General features: G+C 71.1%; 16 protein-coding genes. 6 read left to right on the top strand and 10 right to left on the bottom strand.

The window, feature by feature from the left end; translation table 11 throughout:
* Positions 1 to 69: 69 nt before the first annotated feature.
* Together OOK07_RS08225 and OOK07_RS08220 are read right to left on the bottom strand one after the other, a co-directional pair.
* Positions 70 to 2,274 carry a helix-hairpin-helix domain-containing protein gene (locus tag OOK07_RS08225; RefSeq protein ID WP_266795729.1) on the bottom strand — a complete coding sequence of 735 codons (2,205 nt, stop codon included), beginning with the start codon at positions 2,272 to 2,274 and terminating at the stop codon, positions 70 to 72.
* Positions 2,271 to 3,257 (bottom strand): aldo/keto reductase, encoded by a 987-nt coding sequence (locus OOK07_RS08220; protein ID WP_266678337.1) that lies wholly within the window; start codon positions 3,255 to 3,257, stop codon positions 2,271 to 2,273. The genes OOK07_RS08225 and OOK07_RS08220 overlap by 4 nt, the downstream gene beginning before the upstream one ends.
* A 112-nt stretch (positions 3,258 to 3,369) precedes the next feature.
* On the opposite strand from OOK07_RS08220, the gene OOK07_RS08215 reads away from it, so the two are divergent.
* Positions 3,370 to 4,425, top strand: coding sequence for an LLM class F420-dependent oxidoreductase (locus tag OOK07_RS08215; RefSeq protein ID WP_266678335.1), 1,056 nt, complete (start codon positions 3,370 to 3,372; stop codon positions 4,423 to 4,425).
* Positions 4,426 to 4,679: 254 nt separating this feature from the next.
* Complete coding sequence (locus OOK07_RS08210) at positions 4,680 to 5,468, top strand: ferritin-like domain-containing protein (protein WP_266795727.1); 789 nt, start codon at positions 4,680 to 4,682, stop codon at positions 5,466 to 5,468.
* Position 5,469: 1 nt separating this feature from the next.
* Here the strand turns inward: OOK07_RS08210 and corA are convergent, their stop codons facing one another.
* Complete coding sequence (gene corA, locus OOK07_RS08205) at positions 5,470 to 6,468, bottom strand: magnesium/cobalt transporter CorA (RefSeq protein ID WP_266795725.1); 999 nt, start codon at positions 6,466 to 6,468, stop codon at positions 5,470 to 5,472.
* A 62-nt stretch (positions 6,469 to 6,530) separates the two neighbouring features.
* Between corA and OOK07_RS08200 the strand changes: the two genes are divergently transcribed.
* The 4 genes from OOK07_RS08200 (at position 6,531) to mshC (ending at position 10,234) form a co-directional block, all read left to right on the top strand.
* The gene (locus tag OOK07_RS08200) at positions 6,531 to 7,217 is read left to right on the top strand and encodes a histidine phosphatase family protein (protein ID WP_266795723.1); all 687 of its coding nucleotides are present in this window, start codon (positions 6,531 to 6,533) and stop codon (positions 7,215 to 7,217) included.
* A gap of 69 nt (positions 7,218 to 7,286) precedes the next feature.
* Positions 7,287 to 7,877, top strand: coding sequence for an Rv2134c family protein (locus OOK07_RS08195; protein WP_266678327.1), 591 nt, complete (start codon positions 7,287 to 7,289; stop codon positions 7,875 to 7,877).
* On the top strand, positions 7,841 to 8,668 hold the full coding sequence (locus tag OOK07_RS08190; RefSeq protein WP_266795721.1) for an Rv2133c family protein: 828 nt from the start codon (positions 7,841 to 7,843) through the stop codon (positions 8,666 to 8,668). The genes OOK07_RS08195 and OOK07_RS08190 overlap by 37 nt, the downstream gene beginning before the upstream one ends.
* Before the next feature lie 336 nt (positions 8,669 to 9,004).
* Entirely contained in the window at positions 9,005 to 10,234 is a 1,230-nt protein-coding gene (gene mshC / locus OOK07_RS08185) for a cysteine--1-D-myo-inosityl 2-amino-2-deoxy-alpha-D-glucopyranoside ligase (RefSeq protein ID WP_266795719.1), read from the top strand.
* Between the two features lie 226 nt (positions 10,235 to 10,460).
* Here the strand turns inward: mshC and OOK07_RS08180 are convergent, their stop codons facing one another.
* The 7 genes from OOK07_RS08180 to OOK07_RS08150 form a co-directional block, all read right to left on the bottom strand.
* Entirely contained in the window at positions 10,461 to 10,778 is a 318-nt protein-coding gene (locus OOK07_RS08180; protein ID WP_266795718.1) for a hypothetical protein, read from the bottom strand.
* Positions 10,779 to 11,163: 385 nt separating this feature from the next.
* Entirely contained in the window at positions 11,164 to 12,144 is a 981-nt protein-coding gene (locus OOK07_RS08175) for a PAC2 family protein (protein ID WP_266678319.1), read from the bottom strand.
* Between the two features lie 162 nt (positions 12,145 to 12,306).
* Positions 12,307 to 12,978 carry a FadR/GntR family transcriptional regulator gene (locus tag OOK07_RS08170; protein WP_266678317.1) on the bottom strand — a complete coding sequence of 224 codons (672 nt, stop codon included), beginning with the start codon at positions 12,976 to 12,978 and terminating at the stop codon, positions 12,307 to 12,309.
* 315 nt (positions 12,979 to 13,293) lie between these two features.
* Positions 13,294 to 14,910, bottom strand: a complete 1,617-nt coding sequence (locus tag OOK07_RS08165; protein ID WP_266795716.1) for a glycerol-3-phosphate dehydrogenase/oxidase — start codon at positions 14,908 to 14,910, stop codon at positions 13,294 to 13,296.
* A 51-nt stretch (positions 14,911 to 14,961) separates the two neighbouring features.
* Entirely contained in the window at positions 14,962 to 16,503 is a 1,542-nt protein-coding gene (glpK, locus tag OOK07_RS08160) for a glycerol kinase GlpK (protein ID WP_266678313.1), read from the bottom strand.
* Between the two features lie 79 nt (positions 16,504 to 16,582).
* Entirely contained in the window at positions 16,583 to 17,377 is a 795-nt protein-coding gene (locus OOK07_RS08155; RefSeq protein WP_266678311.1) for an MIP/aquaporin family protein, read from the bottom strand.
* A 364-nt stretch (positions 17,378 to 17,741) separates the two neighbouring features.
* Entirely contained in the window at positions 17,742 to 18,506 is a 765-nt protein-coding gene (locus OOK07_RS08150; protein ID WP_266678309.1) for an IclR family transcriptional regulator, read from the bottom strand.
* Positions 18,507 to 18,598: the final 92 nt, after the last annotated feature.

Here is an 18,598-nt window from a genome sequence, read left to right as displayed (position 1 = left end):
CGACATACCGCCGAGACGGCGGCGGCCCCGGGGTCAGAAGCCCGGGGCCGCCGCCGTTCGGTCGTCGAGTCAGCCGGCGGCAGGCACCTGGGTCGCCAGCAGGAGCGGCAGGCGGGTGGTGCGCGGCTTCGCCGGGACCTCGGCCACGGCCCGGGGAAGTGCCTGTTCCACGCCGTGGACCACGGACAGATGGCGCTCCGCCCGGCCGAACGCGGTGTAGATCCACGGCCGGCTCAGGGACTGCGCCGCGTCCCCGGGCAGCACCACGACCACCGCGGGCCACCGGCCGCCCACCGCCTGGTGCGCGGTCAGCGCCCACCCGTGCCGCACGGCCTGCTCCACCCGCTCCTTCGGTACGACGACGGGAGCGCCCGAGCACGACAGGTGCAGTCCGTCGGCGTCGGCCTTCACCACGCTGCCCGGCACCGTGCGGCCCGGAGCGGGGGAGTAGGCGATCCGGTCGCCGGGGTCGAAGCCGCCGAAGCGGCCGGGGCCGGGGTTGAGGCGTTCCTTGAGCGCCGCGTTGAGCGTGCGGGTGCCGGCAGCGCCGCCGTGGCCCGGGGTGATCACCACGGTCTGCTCGGGCGGGACGCCGATCGCCCGTGGCACCGAGTCCGCGACGAGCTGCACCGTCCGGTGCACGGCCTCGCCCGCGTCCCGCACGGGGACGATGACGACTTCCTTGCCTGGAGCCTCGACCTGCGTGAGCTCTCCGATCCCGATACCGGACACCAGCTCACCGAGCGGACCGGGGTCCGGCCGCCGGGAGGCGACCCGGGGGCAGACCTGCGCCCCCAGCAGGTCGGCGAACACCCTGCCCGGCCCGGCCGACCACAGCACCGCCGGGTCACCGGCCAGCACCAGCCGGGCCCCGTCGGGGAGCGACTCGATGAGCAGTGCGCCGGTCTCGACGTCCAGCTGCGGCGCGTCGAGCACGACGAGCAGGTCGAGATCCAGCGCACCATCGGCATCCCGCCCAGGGCCCTCGGCGCCCGAGAGCAGACCTGCGACGGTGACGACCGAGAGGGCGCTCGCCTCGGTGTCCGGTCCGGCCCCCGAAACCGCGAACCGGTCCCGGCCGGTGGGCGTGTGCGTGGCGGCCCAGGTGCGCAGGCCGAGGGCCGCCGCCGCACGTAGCAGTGCCGCCGGTTCGGCCCGGGACGCCTCGCCTCCGGTGTGCAGCACCAGGCCGTGGCCCGCGACCGCGCGGACGAGTTCGGCGGTGGAGCCCTGTGCGGAGGCGGCGGCGCGCTCCCAGTCCTCGGCCGAACCGTCGTCCTTCGGCACCGAGTTCACCAGGCGGGCCAGGCCGTCCGCCAGGCTCTCCTCGGCGAGTGCGTACCGCTCCAGGCCGACCAGGACCCGCACCGGGAGTTCCTCCGCCTCCTCGCCCTCCTCGCTCGCTTCCGGTGCCGGCGCGGTGGGGTCGAGGGCGTCCTGGAAGACCAGCGCCTCACCCTCCGCGACGGCACTCTGCACGGCCTCGTCGGCATCGGGCACACCGCGCTGGACCAGCGCCGCGGTGAGAGCGGGCATCTCCAGAGCCGTGTGTCCGGCGAGGGCCGCCTGCTCCAGCAGCCACCCCGTCAGCGCCCGCCCCCGCCGCTCGTCGTCCGGCCCGCACTCCGCGCCGAGCAGCGCCCGCGCGAAGCCGTCGGCCTGCTCGGGCCGTACGCCGCCGACCCGCAGCAACGACCAGGGATCCGCCCGCAGCACGTCGTCCGCACCTTCGCCGAGGGCGGCGGCGACCTGCGGGGCCAGTGCGTCCGGTGCGCCGCCGTCGGCCAGCGCCCGCCGTACCGCCTCGACGGCCTCCGGCGCGGGTGCCCCGGCTGCCGCGGCCGTCAGCGGCGTCTGTGGTGTCTGCGGCCGCCGCGCCGGCTCGGGCGCGGCGCGCCGAGGAGTGGGCTCGGGATCGCTGAAGACGGTGGCCGCTGGCGTCTCGCCGCTCTCCACGGCACGCACGGCGGCGAGCAGATCTGCGGCCTTCCCGCTGAGCTTCGTCCCGGCGGCGATGGGCCCCGCCTTCTCGGACTTCCGCCGCTCGATCCGCTCCCGCTCCAACCGCTGGGCGGCCAACTCCGCCTCGGCTTCGGACAACTGACCGCCGGACGCGCCGTCACCGTCCGCGACGACCGCCGCGGCCTCACCGTCGCCGCCGTCTCCCGGGTTCCCGCCGCCGTCTCCCGTGTCCACGGTGCCGGGCTCCGCTGCGGCCGGGTGGGCGGTGTCGTCCGGTTCGCCGCTCTCCGTGGTCTCGGGGTCCGTGCTCACAGCGTGCTCCAGTCGTGATCGGGATAGCGGTGCACGGGCGCCGACACGTCGTCGAGAGCCCGGCAGATCTCGTCAGGAAGACTAAGTGCCTCCACTGACAATGCCGCCGTGAGCTGCTGCGAGTTGCGCGCACCGACGATCGGGGCGGCCACCCCCGGCCGGTCGCGGATCCAGGCGAGGGCGACCTGAAGCGGCGTCACCGCGAGCCCGTCCGCCGCGGTCTGCACCGCCTCCACGATGTGGCCGGCCGTCTCGTCGAGGTACGGCTCGACAAAAGGCGCCAGATGGTCCGAGGCGCCGCGCGAGTCGGGAGGCATGGCGTCGTCACGGTACTTGCCCGTCAGAACGCCTCGGCCCAGCGGCGAGGACGGCAGCAGGCCGATGCCGAGGTCCAGTGCGGCCGGCAGCACCTCACGCTCCACGCCGCGCTGCAGCAGCGAGTACTCCATCTGCGTGCCCGCCAGCCGGGTCCGGATGCCGGGTGCCGCGAGCTGCCAGGTCGCCGCCTTGGCGAGCTGCCAGCCACAGAAGTTCGAGACGCCGGCATAGCGGGCGCGACCGCTGCTGACCGCCATGTCGAGGGCCTGGAGGGTCTCCTCCAGCGGGGTGTACGGGTCGAAGCCGTGGATGTGCCAGATGTCGACGTAGTCCGTGCCCAGCCGGGTGAGCGAGGCGTCCAGCGCGGAGAGCAGGTGCCCGCGCGAGCCGTCGACGCGGCGGTCCGGGTCCGGCACGCTGCCGGCCTTGGTCGAGATCACCAGGTCCCGGCGCGGGACCAGGCCTTCTATGAGGCGTCCCAGCAGATACTCGGCCTCGCCGTCGCCGTACACGTCCGCACTGTCGACCAGGCTGCCCCCGGCCTCCCAGAACGTCTTCAGGAGGTCCGCGGCGTCGTGCTCGTCGGTGTCCCTGCCCCAGGTGAGGGTGCCGAGTCCGATACGGGACACACGAAGGCCGGTGCGGCCGAGATACCTCTGCTCCATGAACGCCGACACTACTGGCCTGCACCAGTGGCGTGGGGGCCTGTGGACAACCGGTTTCCACACGCTAGGGTCTCCCGAACAGGGACGTTACTGATCGGTAAGGGGAATCGGCATGCAGCTCGGGATCAACCTCGGCTACTGGGGTGCCGGAATGGACGGGGACAACCTCGCGGTCGCCAAGGAGGCCGACCGGCTCGGGTACGCCGTGTGCTGGGCCGCCGAGGCCTACGGGTCGGACGCGGCCACCGTGCTCAGCTGGGTCGCAGCCCAGACCGAACGCATCGACGTCGGCTCCGCCATCTTCCAGATCCCGGCCCGCCAGCCGGCGATGACGGCGATGACCGCCGCCACCCTCGACTCGCTCTCCGGCGGCCGCTTCCGCCTCGGCCTCGGCGTCTCCGGGCCCCAGGTCTCCGAGGGCTGGTACGGCGTCAAGTTCGACAAGCCGCTGGCCCGCACGCGTGAGTACGTCGAGATCGTGCGCAGGGCGATGACGCGCGAGCGGCTGTCGTACGACGGCGAGCACTGGACGCTGCCGCTGCCCGGCGGCCCCGGTAAGCCGATCAAGCTGACCGTGCACCCGCAGCGCGAGCACATCCCGCTGTACATCGCCGCGATCGGCCCGAAGAACCTCGAACAGACCGGTGAGATCGCCGACGGCGCCCTGCTGATCTTCCCCTCCGCCGAGCACCTGGAGGACACCACGATCAAGTACCTGCGAGCCGGGCGCGAGAAGGCGGGCAAGACCCTCGACGGCTTCGACGTCTGCCCGACGCTCCCGCTGGCCCTGGGCGAGGACAAGGACGTGTCCACGCTCGCCGACGCCTTCCGCCCCTACACCGCGCTGTACGTCGGCGGCATGGGCAGCGCCAAGCAGAACTTCTACAACCAGCTCGCCCAGCGCATGGGGTTCGAGGCCGCGGCCGCCGAGGTCCAGGAGAAGTACCTGTCCGGCGACAAGCAGGGCGCCGCGGCCGCCGTTCCGCACGACCTGATCGACAAGACGACGCTGCTCGGCTCCGTGGACCGCATCGCGGACCGGATGAAGGAGTACGCGGAGGCCGGAGTCACCACCCTGAGCCTCAACCCCGCCGGATTCACGCTCGACGAGCGGATCGCCTCGCTCCGCGCCGGCACCGAGGCCCTGGAGCGCGCCGGACTGGCCTGACACGGGCCGGACATCGGGGCTGGATTGTCTGCGGCCGTGGTGGGGGCTCGGGGGTCTTCCCCGCCACGGCCGTCACGGGGAACAACGCGCCCGGGCCCGCGCGGTTACGCTCCCGGTGTGACCCCGTGGGTCCTCCTTTTGGCGGAGTTGTCGGACACATCTGTTGCAACACCCCCAAAGCCGCATTTGACTCGTTCTTTGCGGATCCGGTGGAATCCGGCGAATTCTGCGAGTCCTGCAGAGAGGTGCCCACGATGATTTCGGCAAAGAGCCTGTTCCAGGAGATCCTCGACGGCGACGACTCCTTCGCGCTGTTCTGCTCCATCGCGGCCAGCGGGGAGTCACAGGGCGGCTGGGAGAACGCCCGCATCGCCACGCTCGTACCGGAGGGCGAACGTGCGCTCGCCCCCAAGATCACCCGGCACGGCGCGGACGAGGACAAACACGGGCGGATCTTCAACGCCCTGATGAGGAAGCGTGGCCTCGACCCGGTTCCCGTACCGCCCGAGACCGACTACACGATGCTCCTGGAGAAGCACGGCATCGGCCTCGCCCACGAGAAGCTCAGGAGCGAAGAGGCGCTCACCGTGCAGGACATCGTCACCTACCTCGCACACAGCCGGGTCACCGAACAGCGCGCCTGCGAGCAGATGGAACTCCTGCGCAGGCACTTCGCCGACCACCCCGACATCGGGCGTGCAGTGAAGATGATCTCGAACGACGAGGACAACCACCTGGCCTACTGCAACGAGGAGTTGCTGCGCTTCGCGTACGCAGGACACGGCCGGGCGATCCAGCGGACGCTGCGCGAGTGCGCGCTAGCCGAGATCCGCGTCTACCGGGACGTCAGCCTCGCCGTCATGGACCACATGGGACGCATCCTCGGCTGGCCGAGGGCCAAGTCGGCGGTGCTCGCCGCCGGTATCCACGCCGTCTACGCGTACGAGCGGGCCGCGGGCTGGCGGCGGATGGTGAGCCTGCGGATGCCCGAGCGCCGCGACGCACTCGGCGGATCCACCACGACGGCGCCCGAGTTCGCCTGACCTACAGCCATCCCCGGCGCTTGAGCAGCCGGAAGAGCAGCACTTCGAGAACGGCCATCGCCAGGATCACCGCCGGGTACGACACGGTCCAGTGCAGCTCCGGCATGTGGTCGAAGTTCATGCCGTAGATTCCCGCGATCATCGTGGGGACCGCGGCCATGGCCGCCCACGCGGAGATCTTCCGCATGTCGTCGTTCTGCCGGACGCTCATCTGCGCGAGATGCGCCGACAGCACGTCCGAGACCAGCCGGTCCAGGCCCTCCACGGACTCGTTCACGCGCGTGAGGTGGTCACTGACATCCCGGAAGAAGGGCCGTGCCTTCTCGTGCACGAAGGGCACCCGCCCGCCGAGGAGACCGCCGCCCCTGAGGCGGTCCAGCGGCTGCGCCAGCGGGCCCGTGGCCCTGCGGAACTCCAGGATCTGCCGCTTGAAGGAGTAGATGCGGGACGCCGTGTGCCGCGAGCCCCCGCCGGTCGGCGAGAACACCTCCGCCTCCAGTTCCTCCAGGTCGGTGCTCAGCTCGGCCGCCACCTCCAGGTAGTGGTCGACCACGGCGTCGGCGATCGAGTACAGCACCGCCGTCGGCCCGTGCCGGAGCATCTCGGGCTCCTCCTCCAGCCGTTGCCGCACGGCCGCGAGCGGCGCCTCCTCGCCGTGCCGCACGGTCACCACGAACGAGTCGCCGACGAAGACCATGACCTCGCCGGAGGTGACGATGTCGCTCTCCTTCTCGTACCCGACCGGCTTGAGGACCAGGAACAGCGAGTCGTCGTACACCTCCAGCTTGGGGCGCTGATGCGCGGTGAGGGCGTCCTCGACGGCCAGCGGGTGCAGCCCGAACTCCTCGGTGACCCGCTCGAACTCCTTCTCCGTCGGCTCGTACAGACCGATCCACACGAAGTCGTCCGGTCCGCGACGGCACTGAGCCAGGGCGTCGGAGACGTCCTCGGGCCCCTCCGTGCGGTGCCCGTCCCGGTAGATGGCGCAGTCGACGATCACGGAGCGTATTCTCCCGCCGTCCGCCCATGGACGCACCCGGGCGTGCGCCTACCCTTGGCCCCATGCCCACGCTGATCCTGGTCCGGCACGGACGTTCCACCGCCAACACCGAGGGCGTGCTCGCCGGCTGGACGCCCGGTGTCGCACTCGACGAGCGCGGCGCCGCACAGGCCGCCGCGCTGCCCGGGCGGCTCGCCGAGCTGCCGATACGCGAGGTCGTCAGCAGCCCGCTGCAACGCTGCCAGGAGACGGTGCGACCGCTTCTGGACGCCCGTCCTGAACTGACCCCCCACACCGACGAACGGATCGGGGAGGCCCACTACGGCGACTGGTCCGGCCGCAAGCTCGCCGAGCTCGCGGACGACCCGCTGATGCAGGTGGTGCAGGCGCACCCCTCCGCCGCCGCGTTCCCCGGCGGCGAGTCGATGCGCGCGATGCAGACCCGCGCCGCCGAAGCCGTACGTGAGTGGAACGCGCGCGTGGAGCGCGACCACGGCGCCGACACCGTGTACCTCATGTGCTCGCACGGCGACGTCATCAAGTCTCTTGTCGCGGACGCACTCGGACTTCATCTCGACCTCTTCCAGAGGATTTCCGTTGAACCGTGTTCCATCACCGCCATCCGTTACACACGCCTGAGGCCGTTCCTCGTGCGCCTCGGTGACACCGGCGATTTCACGTCCCTGGCGCCGCGCGAGGAGCCCCCGGCCGAGGACGCCACGGTCGGGGGCGGTGCGGGCGCACCGTGATCGTCGGGCGCAGTAGGGTGAAGCGGTCGCAGTAGCGCCGCACCCATCCACGAATCCAGGAGACAGGACGTGTCCCGTCAGGTGTTCCTCTTCGACCCCCCGGACCGTTTCGTGGCCGGTACGGTCGGTATGCCCGGACGCCGTACGTTCTTCCTCCAGGCCGTCGCAGGCCCCCGTGTGACCAGCGTGGCCCTGGAGAAGACACAGGTCGCCGCCCTTGCCGAGCGCATGGACGAACTGCTCGACGAGGTCGTACGGCGCAGTGGCGGCAGCGCCGCCGTCCCGGCCGTGGCCTCCGCCGAGATCTCCGACACGGAGCCGCTGGACACCCCCGTCGAGGAGGAGTTCCGGGTCGGCACCATGGCCCTCGCCTGGGACGGCGAGGAGCAGCGCATGATCGTCGAGGCGCAGGCCCTCGTGGAGCTGGACGCCGACTCCGAGGAGGACCTCGCCGAGGCCGAGGAACGCCTCCTCCAGGACGAGGAGAACGGGCCCCCGATGCTGCGGGTCCGGCTGACCGGCGTGCAGGCGAGAGCCTTCGCCAAGCGCGCCCTGGACGTCGTCAACGCCGGGCGTCCGCCGTGCCCGCTGTGCAGCCTCCCCCTCGACCCGGAAGGACACGTATGTCCGCGCCAGAACGGATACCGCCGCGGAGCGTGACGCCCGTCGAACTGCTCACCAGCGGCGAGCTCACCGTGCGCGGCCGTATCCGCGAGGCGTCCAACGCCGCGTTGTACTGCACGATCTCCCATGAGGGCCGGGAGACGGCCTGCATCTACAAGCCCGTCGCCGGTGAGCGGCCCCTGTGGGACTTCCCCGACGGCAACCTCGCCCGGCGCGAGGTGGCCGCGCACGAGGTCTCCGAGATGACCGGCTGGGGGCTCGTGCCGCCCACCGTGCTGCGGGAGGGCCCGTACGGCGAGGGGATGGTCCAGCTGTGGATCGAGGTCTCCGCCGAAGGGGACGCGCCAGAGCTGCTCGCCCTGGCGGACGCTGAGGAGCCCGAGCCGGGCTGGAAGGCGATCGGCCTCGCGGAGGTCGGTGAGGGGCAGACGGCGCTGTTGGTGCACGCCGACGACGAGCGGCTGCGCCGGCTCGCCGTGCTCGACGCCGTGATCAACAACGCGGACCGCAAGGGCGGCCACCTGCTGCCGACGGCCGACGGCCGGCTCTACGCGATCGACCACGGGGTGACCTTCAACACCGAGAACAAGCTGAGGACGCTGCTGTGGGGGTGGGCGGGGGAGCCGCTGACGCCCGACGCGGTCGACGTCCTCACGGGCCTTCAGAAAGCCCTGGGTGAGCAGGGAGCGCTGGCCGCCCGTCTGTCCGCGCTGATCACCGGCGCCGAACTCGACGCCACGCGCGCGCGTGTCGCCGTACTGCTGCAGACCGGCAAGCACCCGGAGCCGAGCGGGGAGTGGCCGGCCATTCCGTGGCCGCCCGTCTAGTGCCCGGCGGACAACGTTTGCGTAAGGAGCGGCGTCCGGTGCGTGCTCTGGGGGTCCGTCCGGCCGGAGGCTGGGGGAGTGCCGGGTGCGGGCCCTCGTACTGGACGTACTTGGGCTTTCGGCCGGTGCGGCGAGCGGGGGGCACCTCCCACGCCCTTGAGGCAGTGGGGAGCGTGCCGGGCGCCGCGACGGGGCGAACGTTGCCTGTCGGGGCACTGGCAGCACACTGTCCGACACCGCACCTGCACACCGGCCGGTAAGGCGCAAGAGCTCCTTACCGGCCATCCGGCCCGGTCCGGTTCGTATGCGGAACATCCGTCCGGTTACGCTCATGACATGCATGCCTGGCCCGCTTCCGAGGTCCCCGCCCTGCCTGGTCAGGGCCGCGACCTGAGGATCCACGACACCGCGACCGGCGGTTCGGTCCCCCTGGACCCCGGTCCCGTCGCCCGTATCTATGTCTGCGGCATTACGCCGTACGACGCGACCCACATCGGTCACGCGGCGACCTACAACGCGTTCGACCTCGTTCAGCGCGTGTGGCTCGACACCAAGCGGCAGGTTCACTACGTCCAGAACGTGACCGACGTCGACGATCCGCTGCTGGAGCGGGCGCACCGTGACGGCGTCGACTGGGTCGCCCTCGCCGAGCAGCAGACGACCCTGTTCCGCGAGGACATGACCGCCCTGCGGATGCTGCCCCCGCAGCAGTACATCGGCGCGGTCGAGGCGATACCCGGCATCGTGCCGCTCGTCGAACGGCTGCGGTACGCCGGTGCCGCCTACGAACTCGAGGGCGACACCTACTTCTCCGTCGAGTCCGACCCCGACTTCGGCAAGGTCTCGGGCCTCGACGCGTCCGCCATGCGGCTGCTGTCCGCCGAGCGCGGCGGCGACCCGGACCGTCCGGGCAAGAAGAACCCGCTCGACCCGATGCTGTGGATGGCCGCCCGTGAGGGCGAGCCCAGCTGGGACGGCGGCTCGCTCGGCCGTGGCCGGCCCGGCTGGCACATCGAGTGCGTCGCCATCGCCCTGGACCACCTCGGCATGGGCTTCGACGTGCAGGGCGGCGGCTCCGACCTCGTCTTCCCGCACCACGAGATGGGCGCCTCGCACGCCCAGGTGCTGACCGGCCAGTTCCCCATGGCCAAGGCGTACGTCCACGCCGGCATGGTCGCCCTCGACGGCGAGAAGATGTCCAAGTCCAAGGGCAACCTGGTCTTCGTGTCGAAGCTGCGCCGCGACGGCGTGGACCCGGCCGCGATCCGGCTGGCACTGCTCGCCCACCACTACCGGTCCGACTGGGAGTGGACGGACCAGGTCCTCCAGGACGCCGTGGCCCGCCTCGGCCGCTGGGGCGCCGCCGTGTCCCGTCCCGACGGGCCGCCCGCCGAGGCACTCGTCGAGGAGATCCGCGAGGCCCTCGCCGACGACCTGGACGCCCCGGCCGCGCTCGCCGCGGTCGACCGCTGGGCCGCGCGGCAGGACGCCGAGGGCGGTACCGACATCGGCGCGCCCGGTGTCGTATCGCGGGCTGTGGACGCGCTGTTGGGCGTGGCCCTGTAGCCACTCCCGCCGCAGGCACGAAAAAGGGGCGCTTTTTTTGCGGAGGAAGCGCCCCTTCGTGTGCGCGCCGTCATTCAGGCAGCGCTCAGACCCGCTGGACGCGGACGCTGCGCAGGACGTTCGGCGAGTGGGCCGCTGCCATGCCCAGTGGGGTCGAGCCCCTCGGGCGCCGGGCCCAGACAGCCCTGGCGGCTGCTGAAGTCGGGGGTGACCGGGGCACCTTCCTTCAGACGGCGGTCGTCGTCGGCCACCGTCGCGGGAACGGCGCCCGGTTCACGTACGCCGTGTCGATCCCCGGCAGGGCGGCGATCCGCGACCGCGGCTCCTGGGCGCGGCTCTCCCCGCCCCGCACCCGGTAGAACAGCGCGAGGTCGGGCACGTTCTGGTCGCCCGGCGTGGGGGTGGACTGCTGGAGTCGCTCCTCGCTGCCGAACAGCGGCTGCAGTACGAGCTGTTCGTCGCCGAGGAACATGTTGAGCGCTGAGACATCGGCACCGGCCGCCGAACGGACGCCTTCGGTCCGGGCGCAGCCGGGTCTCGGCACTGGCGACGACGATCAGTTCCTGCTCGGCTCCTCGATAGGTGAATCCCGCTCCGTCGGGGCCGGGACCACCGGCCCCGGGACCCTGCGCCGGCTGTACCTGGTCGCTCGTCGGTACCGCTCCCTTCGGTTCGGTCCGTGCGGGTGCGCCGTCGCTGCACAACCAAGCACGCGCGCGCCGAGGCGTCCAGAGTGTTTTCACCCCAACTCGGTTTGATGCAAGTTGAATTGGGCAACGTGTGCATTCCGGCTGAAAATAGGTGTCACGCCTCAATCGGGCCAAAGGTGACGATCTTCGCGCGCGTCGGCGCGGGCGTCCGGGCAACACGTGCGCGGCCGTCCGGGCGACAAGAAGGGCGGTGCGCCCGGCGCACCGCCCTTCACTCGCTCACTCCTCCGGGGACTCGTCGTCCTCCGGATCCGGTTTGGGTGGTTTCGGGGGCTTCGTACGGCCGCCGGGGTTGTCCCGCCGGTACGACGGGCCGTCGCTGCCGTCCGCGGTCGCGTGCCCGCCGCTCGACGGACCCGACCCGTCCCGGCGCCGCAGATACCGCTCGAACTCGCGGGCGATCGCCTCGCCCGTGGCCTCCGGCAGCTCCGCGGTGTCCCGGGCCTCCTCCAGCGTCTGGACGTACTCGGCGACCTCGCTGTCCTCGGCGGCCAGCTGGTCCACGCCGACCTGCCAGGCGCGCGCGTCCTCGGGCAGCTCGCCCAGCGGGATGCGCACGTCGATCAGGTCCTCCAGGCGGTTGAGCAGGGCCAGCGTCGCCTTCGGGTTCGGCGGCTGCGACACGTAGTGCGGCACCGCTGCCCACAGGGAGACGGCCGGGACGCCCGCGTGCGTGCAGGCCTCCTGCAGGACACCGACGATGCCCGTCGGGCCCTCGTACTTGGTCTCCTCCAGGTCCATGCGCTGCGCCAGGTCCGCGTCGGACGTGGTGCCGCTGATCGGGACCGGACGCGTGTGCGGGGTGTCGCCCAGCAAGGCGCCCAGCACCACGACCAGCTCCACGCCCAGCTCGTGCGCGAAACCCAGCAGCTCGTTGCAGAACGAGCGCCACCGCATCGACGGCTCGATACCCCGGACGAGGACGAGATCGCGCGGCTTCTCACCGCCGACCCGGACCACCGACAACCTTGTCGTCGGCCACGTGATCTTGCGCACGCCGCCGTCCATCCACACCGTGGGACGGTTCACCTGGAAGTCGTAGTAGTCCTCGGCGTCCAGCGCCGCGAACACCTCGCCCTTCCACTCCCTGTCCAGGTGCGCGACCGCGGTGGAGGCGGCGTCGCCGGCATCGTTCCAGCCCTCGAACGCGGCCACCATGACCGGGTCGATCAGCTCGGGAACCCCCTCGAGCTCGATCACCCAGGCCTCCTTCCGACGTGCCCTCGCTTGACCACCCAACCTTACGGCGTGCGGCGGGGGCGCCCGCAGCCCCCTTGCACGGGGGAGTGAACGCATCACTGCCCCGTTCGCCACCCATGAACACCCCTGGCCGGCCGAGCCTTACCCGGGGCGCCCGGGCCCTCACAGCGTGGAGCGAAGCCACTGCTCCACGCTCGCGATGTGCACCGTCGCCCAGGACCGCGCGGCCTCCGCGTCCCGGTCGCGCAGGGCGGCCAGGATCGCCCGGTGCTCGTGCAGGGTGCGGCTGACCGCGTCCTCCTGGGTCAGGCCGCGCCAGATGCGGGCCCGGGTGGTCGGCCCCGACAGGCCGTCCATGAGCGAGCACAGCACCGAGTTGCCGGAGGCCTGCACGATGCCCCGGTGGAAGTCGAGGTCGCAGGCGACGAGTTCCTCCACCGACGGCGCGTCCCCGAGCTTGTCCAACTGGGCCGAGAGCGCGCCCAGTTGCTGCTCACTGATCCGGGAGGCCGCCATCGCCGTGGCGGCCGGCTCCAGGATGCGCCGCACCGCCAGGAACTCAAGGACTGTGTCGTCGCGGTGGAAGTCCACGACGAAGCTCATCGCCTCCAGCAGCAGCTGCGGGTCGAGGCTGGTCACATACGTGCCGTCGCCCTGCCGTACGTCCAGGATCCGGATCAGCGACAGGGCGCGCACGGCCTCCCGCAGGGAGTTGCGGGAGAGGCCGAGCTCGGCGGCCAGTTCGCTCTCCTTGGGCAGCCGGTCGCCGGGGCGCAGCTTGCCGGAGACGATCATTCCCTTGATTTTCTCGATCGCCTCGTCGGTGACTGCCATGGCCGGCCTCCCTGTCGTTCAGACCTGTCGTTCAGACATCCGATGTCTCAGACCATTATGGGGGTCCGTCTGCGTTCGGTGGACTGAACGGGGCACCGAACGCTCAGCTCAGAGCGAGAATCTCCAGGGCGGCGAGGAGTGCGGCCCAGTGGAGGGCTCATATGCCCATGAAACCACCGGCATTGACGGACGGGCACGCAAAAGGGGCGGCTCCGTCGGCGCGGGGCCGCCCCCATCACGGGAGGCGGCCCCCCGGGGAGAGGGGCCGTTCCCCGACGCGGCCGGCCCTGGTCAGGGAAGGGGCCGGCGCGAGGTCTACTTCTTGTCGAGCAGGTCCTGGACCTTCGCGCGGACGTCGTCCGTCGCCAGCCCCCGGATCGTCAGCGTCGTACGACGGCGCAGCACGTCGTCCGGCGACTCGGCCCACTCGTTGTCCCGGGCGTAGACGACCTGCGCCCAGATCTCCGGGGCGTCGGGGTGGACGCGCCCGGCCAGCTCCGGGTTGTCGTTGGCCAGACGGGCGATGTCGAAGGCCAGCGAACCGTAGTGCGTGGCAAGGTGCTTGGCGGTGTCGGCCGCCATACGCGGACCCGGCCCGGGGTTGTCGACCAGCAGGCGGTGCGCGACCGCGCGCGGGTTGGCGACGCCGGGAAGCGGCAGCTTCTTCGGCAGGGACGAGATCGGCTCGAAGTCGTCACCCAGCGGAGCGCCCGGCAGCGCCTCCAGCTTCTGCATGACCGTACGGCCGATGTGCCGGAAGGTCGTCCACTTGCCGCCCGCGACGGACAGCATCCCGGCACGGCCTTCCGTCACCACGGTCTCGCGCTTGGCCTTCGCCGTGTCGCCGGGGCCGCCCGGCAGCACGCGCAGACCCGCGAAGGAGTACGTGATGAGGTCACGGGACAGCTGCTGGTCGCGGACCGAGAACGCGGCCTCGTCCAGGATCTGGGATATGTCCTTCTCGTTGACCGCGACGTCCGCCGGGTCGCCCTCGAACTCCTCGTCGGTCGTGCCGAGCAGGAGCATGTCCTCCCAGGGGAGGGCGAAGGTGATGCGGTACTTGTCGATCGGGGTCGCGAGCGCGGCCTTCCACGGGGACGTCCGCTTCAGGACCAGATGCGCGCCCTTCGACAGCCGGATCGAAGGGGCGGCGTTCGGGTCCTCCATGCGGCGCAGGTGGTCGACCCACGGGCCGGTCGCGTTGAGCACCAGACGGGCGTTGACGCCGAATTCGTCGCCGGAGGTGCGGTCGCGCAGGTCGGCACCGGTCACCCGGCCCTTGGTGAACCTCAGGCCGGTCACCTCGGCGTGGTTGAGGACGACCGCGCCCGCCTCGACGGCCGCACGGACCGTCATCAGCGCCATGCGCGCGTCGTTCATCTGGTCGTCGCCGTAGACCGCGACGGCCTTGAGGTTGTCGGTGCGCAGCTCGGGCACGTCCTGCGCCGCCTTGGCGGGGGAGAGGAGGTGGCCCACGCCGTCACCGAACGCGGAGAGCGCGGAGTAGGCGAAGACGCCCGCCCCGAGCTTCGCAGCGCCGTGCGGCCCGCCCTTGTACACGGGGAGGTAGAACGTGAGCGGGTTCGCCAGGTGGGGGGCCACCTGGCGAGACACCGCACGGCGCTCGAAGTGGTTCTCCGCCACCAGCTTCACCGCGCCGGTCTGCAGGTATCGCAGACCGCCGTGGAGCAGCTTGGAGGAGGCGGACGAGGTGGCGCCGGCGAAGTCGCCGGCGTCGACCAGAGCCACCCTGAGGCCGGACTGCGCGGCGTGCCAGGCGGTGGAGATGCCCAGGATGCCGCCGCCGATCACGAGAAGGTCGTACGACGCCTTGGAGAGCTGCTCCCGGGTCTCGGCTCGGCTCGGGTTCGAGGCGGAGGCCGGGCGCGTACCCAGGGCAGGCACGGACTGCAGGGTGGACTGACTGGTCATTTCGGGTTCTTACTCCTCATCAGAGCGTGCGAGAGCCGTCGGGAGCTCTCGTCAGCTCTCGTCGTCCTCGAGCCAGCCCATGGTCCGCTCCACGGCCTTGAGCCAGCTCTTGTACTCACGGTCGCGCTTCTCCGCGGCCATGTTGGGGGTCCATTCGGCGGCCCGGCGCCAGTTGGCACGCAGGTCGTCGGTGCTGGTCCAGAAGCCGACGGCGAGACCGGCGGCGTAAGCGGCACCGAGGCAGGTGGTCTCGGCGACCATCGGGCGCACCACGGGGGCGTCCACGAAGTCCGAGAGCGTCTGCATCAGCAGGTTGTTGGAGGTCATACCGCCGTCGACCTTGATCGCCGCGAGCTCGACGCCGGAGTCCTTCGTCATGGCGTCGGTGATCTCACGGGTCTGCCAGGCCGTGGCCTCCAGGACGGCGCGCGCGAGGTGCGCCTTGGTGACGTACCGGGTGAGGCCGGCGATCACACCGCGGGCGTCGGAGCGCCAGTACGGGGCGAACAGACCGGAGAAGGCCGGCACGAAGTAGGCGCCGCCGTTGTCCTCGACCGTGAGCGCGAGGGTCTCGATCTCGGCGGCGGTGGAGATCAGGCCCATCTGGTCCCGCATCCACTGCACCAGCGAACCGGTGACGGCGATCGAGCCCTCCAGGGCGTAGACGGCCTTCTCTTCACCGATGCGGTAGCCGACCGTGGTCAGCAGGCCGTTGTACGAGTTGACCGGCTTGTGACCGGTGTTCATCAGCAGGAAGGTGCCGGTGCCGTACGTCGACTTGGCCTCGCCCTCCGCGAAACAGGTCTGGCCGAACAGGGCCGCCTGCTGGTCGCCGAGCGCGGAGGCGACCGGGATGCCGCCGAGCAGGTCGCCCAGCTTGCCGCCGCTGATCTCGCCGTACACCTCGGCGGAGGAGCGGATCTCCGGCAGCATCGCCAGCGGGACGCCGATGGACTCGGCGATCTTGTCGTCCCACTCCATGGTGTGCAGGTTCATCAGCATGGTGCGGGAGGCGTTGGTGACGTCGGTGACGTGCCGGCCGCCGTTGACACCACCGGTCAGGTTCCAGATGACCCAGCTGTCCATGGTGCCGAAGAGGATGTCGCCCGCCTCGGCGCGCTCGCGCAGGCCCTCGACGTTGTCGAGCAGCCAGCGGGCCTTGGGGCCCGCGAAGTACGAGGCCAGCGGGAGGCCGGTCTCGCGGCGGAAGCGGTCCTGGCCGACGTTGCGGCCCAGCTCCTTGCACAGGGCGTCGGTGCGGGTGTCCTGCCAGACGATGGCGTTGTGGACGGGCTCACCGGTGTTCTTGTCCCAGAGCAGCGTGGTCTCACGCTGGTTGGTGATGCCGATGGCCTTGATGTCGTCACGGGTGATGCCGGCCTTCTGGACGGCTCCGGCGACGACCTCCTGGACGTTCGTCCAGATCTCGTTGGCGTTGTGCTCGACCCAGCCCGGCTTCGGGAAGATCTGCTCGTGCTCCTTCTGGTCGACGGAGACGATACGGCCGTCCCGGTCGAACACGATGCAGCGGCTGGAGGTGGTGCCCTGGTCGATCGCGGCGATGAAGGGGCCGGCGGTGTGCGCGTCGGTCACTGTGTGCTCCTGGAGTTCCGTGGATGTGGGGCTGTCTGTACGGCGCGGTGCTGGTTAAGTGCGGTGAAGCCCGGTGCTCTTAAGCAAAAGCGACGTTGTAGATGCCTGCAGCGATGGCGCCGCCGATCAGCGGACCGACCACCGGGATCCAGGCGTAGCTCCAGTCGGACCTGCCCTTGTTGGGCAGGGGGAGCAGGGCGTGCACGATGCGCGGGCCGAGGTCACGGGCCGGGTTGATCGCGTAGCCGGTCGGGCCGCCGAGGGACAGACCGATCGAGACGACCACGAGTGCGGTGATCAGGGCGCCCAGCGTGCCGAGGCCCTTGCCGCTGTCGTTCAGGCCCTGCGTGAGGACGGCCAGCACCAGCACGATCGTGCCGATGATCTCCGTGGCGAGGTTCTGCCACACGACGCGGATCTCCGGGCCGGTGGAGAAGATGCCCAGCACCGGGCCGGCGCCCGCCTCCTGGGCCTCGACGGCCTTGACCTTCGTGGCCTGCGCACCCGGACCGCCGACGATCTCCTTGTCGGTGAGGTGCGCGTGGAACTGCCCGTAGTAGGCGACCCAGACCAGGCTCGCGCCGATCGCGGCGCCGAGCAGCTGTCCGGCCCAGTACACCGGGACGTTGCCCCAGTCGCCGTCCTTGATCGCGAGTGCGAGCGTCACAGCCGGGTTCAGGTGGGCGCCGGAGAGCGGCGCCGACGTGTAGACCGCCGTGAGTACCGCGAAGCCCCACCCGAAGGTGATGGCCAGCCAGCCGGCGTTACGGGCCTTGGAGGCCTTCAGCGTCACGGCGGCGCAGACGCCGCCGCCGAGCAGGATGAGTATGGCGGTACCGATGGTCTCGCCGATGAAGATGTCGGAGCTGGACACCCGCGACTCCTTTGTCCTTCGTCCAGGGGACCGAACCCCGGGTCCCTCCGGGAGTTCGAGCTGCTCTCGGGGTGAGAGCGATGCCGGCCCTTGGCGTTGTCACACTCTAGCGCGTATTGCCGGTAGGTGTTCGACAATGCCGACCGATGGACGGGAGTCTTGCTCCGGCGTCGCCTGCGAGTCAAGAGCTCTGTGGTCGAAAGCGCGATCGTTACTGAAAGCCGTGAGCTCTCGATCTTGCAGGTCAGATGCGTACGGCGGGGTAACAAGCACGGTGCGTACCGGCTGGACGGTTCGCCGCGCTGTGTCCAGGCACGACGGAGGCCGGAACACCGAACGGCGTTCCGGCCTCCGTCCATGCCACTCAGAACCGCCCGCCGCCCAGGTCCCGCGACACCGCACGGGCGCAGTCCCGCACCGCCGCGATCAGCTCGGGGCGCAGCTCTCCGTCCCGGCACAGTCGCTCCACGGCGCCGGTGATGCCCACCGCGCCCACCGGCATCCGCCGCCGGTCGTGGATGGGCGCGGCGACGGACGCCACGCCCTCCCAGGTCTCCTCGACGTCGGCCGCGTAACCACGCGCGCGCGACATGTCGAGGATGTGCTCGAAGTCCTCCAGCCCGCACACGGTCCGGTCGGTGAAGGGCTTGCGGTCGGCCTCGACGGCCTCGCTGTGCGCGACCGGGTCGTAGGCCGACAGGACCTTGCCCAGGGCCGTGGAGTGCAGGGGCTGCATGGCCCCGATCTCCAGCACCTGACGGCTGTCGTCGGGCCGGAAGACGTGGTGCACGATCAGCACGCCCTGCTGGTGCAGGACGCCGAGATACACGCTCTCCCCGCTGGACCTGGCCAGGTCGTCCGTCCACACCAGGGCCCGCGCCCGCAGCTCGTGCACATCGAGGTAGGTGGTGCCCAGGCGCAGCAGTTCGGCGCCCAGCTGATAGCGCCCGGAGGCGTCGTCCTGCTCGACGAAGCCCTCCTGCTGGAGGGTGCGCAGAATCCCGTGGGCGGTGCCCTTGGCGAGGCCCAGTGACGAGGCGATGTCCGAGAGGCCGAGCCGTCGCTCGCCGCCCGCGAGCAGCCGCAGCATCGCGGCCGCCCGTTCGAGCGACTGGATGTTCCGTGCCATCGCCGTGCTGCCTCCGTCCCCTTCGACCGTCGACGTGCGACGCCGCTGCCGCTGTTCGGCAATGTCGAACACTACCGGTCGATGTCGACCTC

Source organism: Streptomyces sp. NBC_00078, assembly GCF_026343335.1.
Lineage (GTDB): Bacteria > Actinomycetota > Actinomycetes > Streptomycetales > Streptomycetaceae > Streptomyces.
This window is presented reverse-complemented; position numbering and strand designations above follow the sequence as displayed.

Coding starts and splice junctions, on each gene's coding strand:
- OOK07_RS08170 (WP_266678317.1), bottom strand. CDS start 12,978: ATGGCAGTCACCGACGAGGCGATCGAGAAAATCAAGGGAATGATCGTC.
- OOK07_RS08200 (WP_266795723.1), top strand. CDS start 6,531: ATGCCCACGCTGATCCTGGTCCGGCACGGACGTTCCACCGCCAACACC.
- mshC (WP_266795719.1), top strand. CDS start 9,005: ATGCATGCCTGGCCCGCTTCCGAGGTCCCCGCCCTGCCTGGTCAGGGC.
- OOK07_RS08210 (WP_266795727.1), top strand. CDS start 4,680: ATGATTTCGGCAAAGAGCCTGTTCCAGGAGATCCTCGACGGCGACGAC.
- OOK07_RS08165 (WP_266795716.1), bottom strand. CDS start 14,910: ATGACCAGTCAGTCCACCCTGCAGTCCGTGCCTGCCCTGGGTACGCGC.
- OOK07_RS08150 (WP_266678309.1), bottom strand. CDS start 18,506: ATGGCACGGAACATCCAGTCGCTCGAACGGGCGGCCGCGATGCTGCGG.
- OOK07_RS08215 (WP_266678335.1), top strand. CDS start 3,370: ATGCAGCTCGGGATCAACCTCGGCTACTGGGGTGCCGGAATGGACGGG.
- OOK07_RS08220 (WP_266678337.1), bottom strand. CDS start 3,257: ATGGAGCAGAGGTATCTCGGCCGCACCGGCCTTCGTGTGTCCCGTATC.
- OOK07_RS08190 (WP_266795721.1), top strand. CDS start 7,841: ATGTCCGCGCCAGAACGGATACCGCCGCGGAGCGTGACGCCCGTCGAA.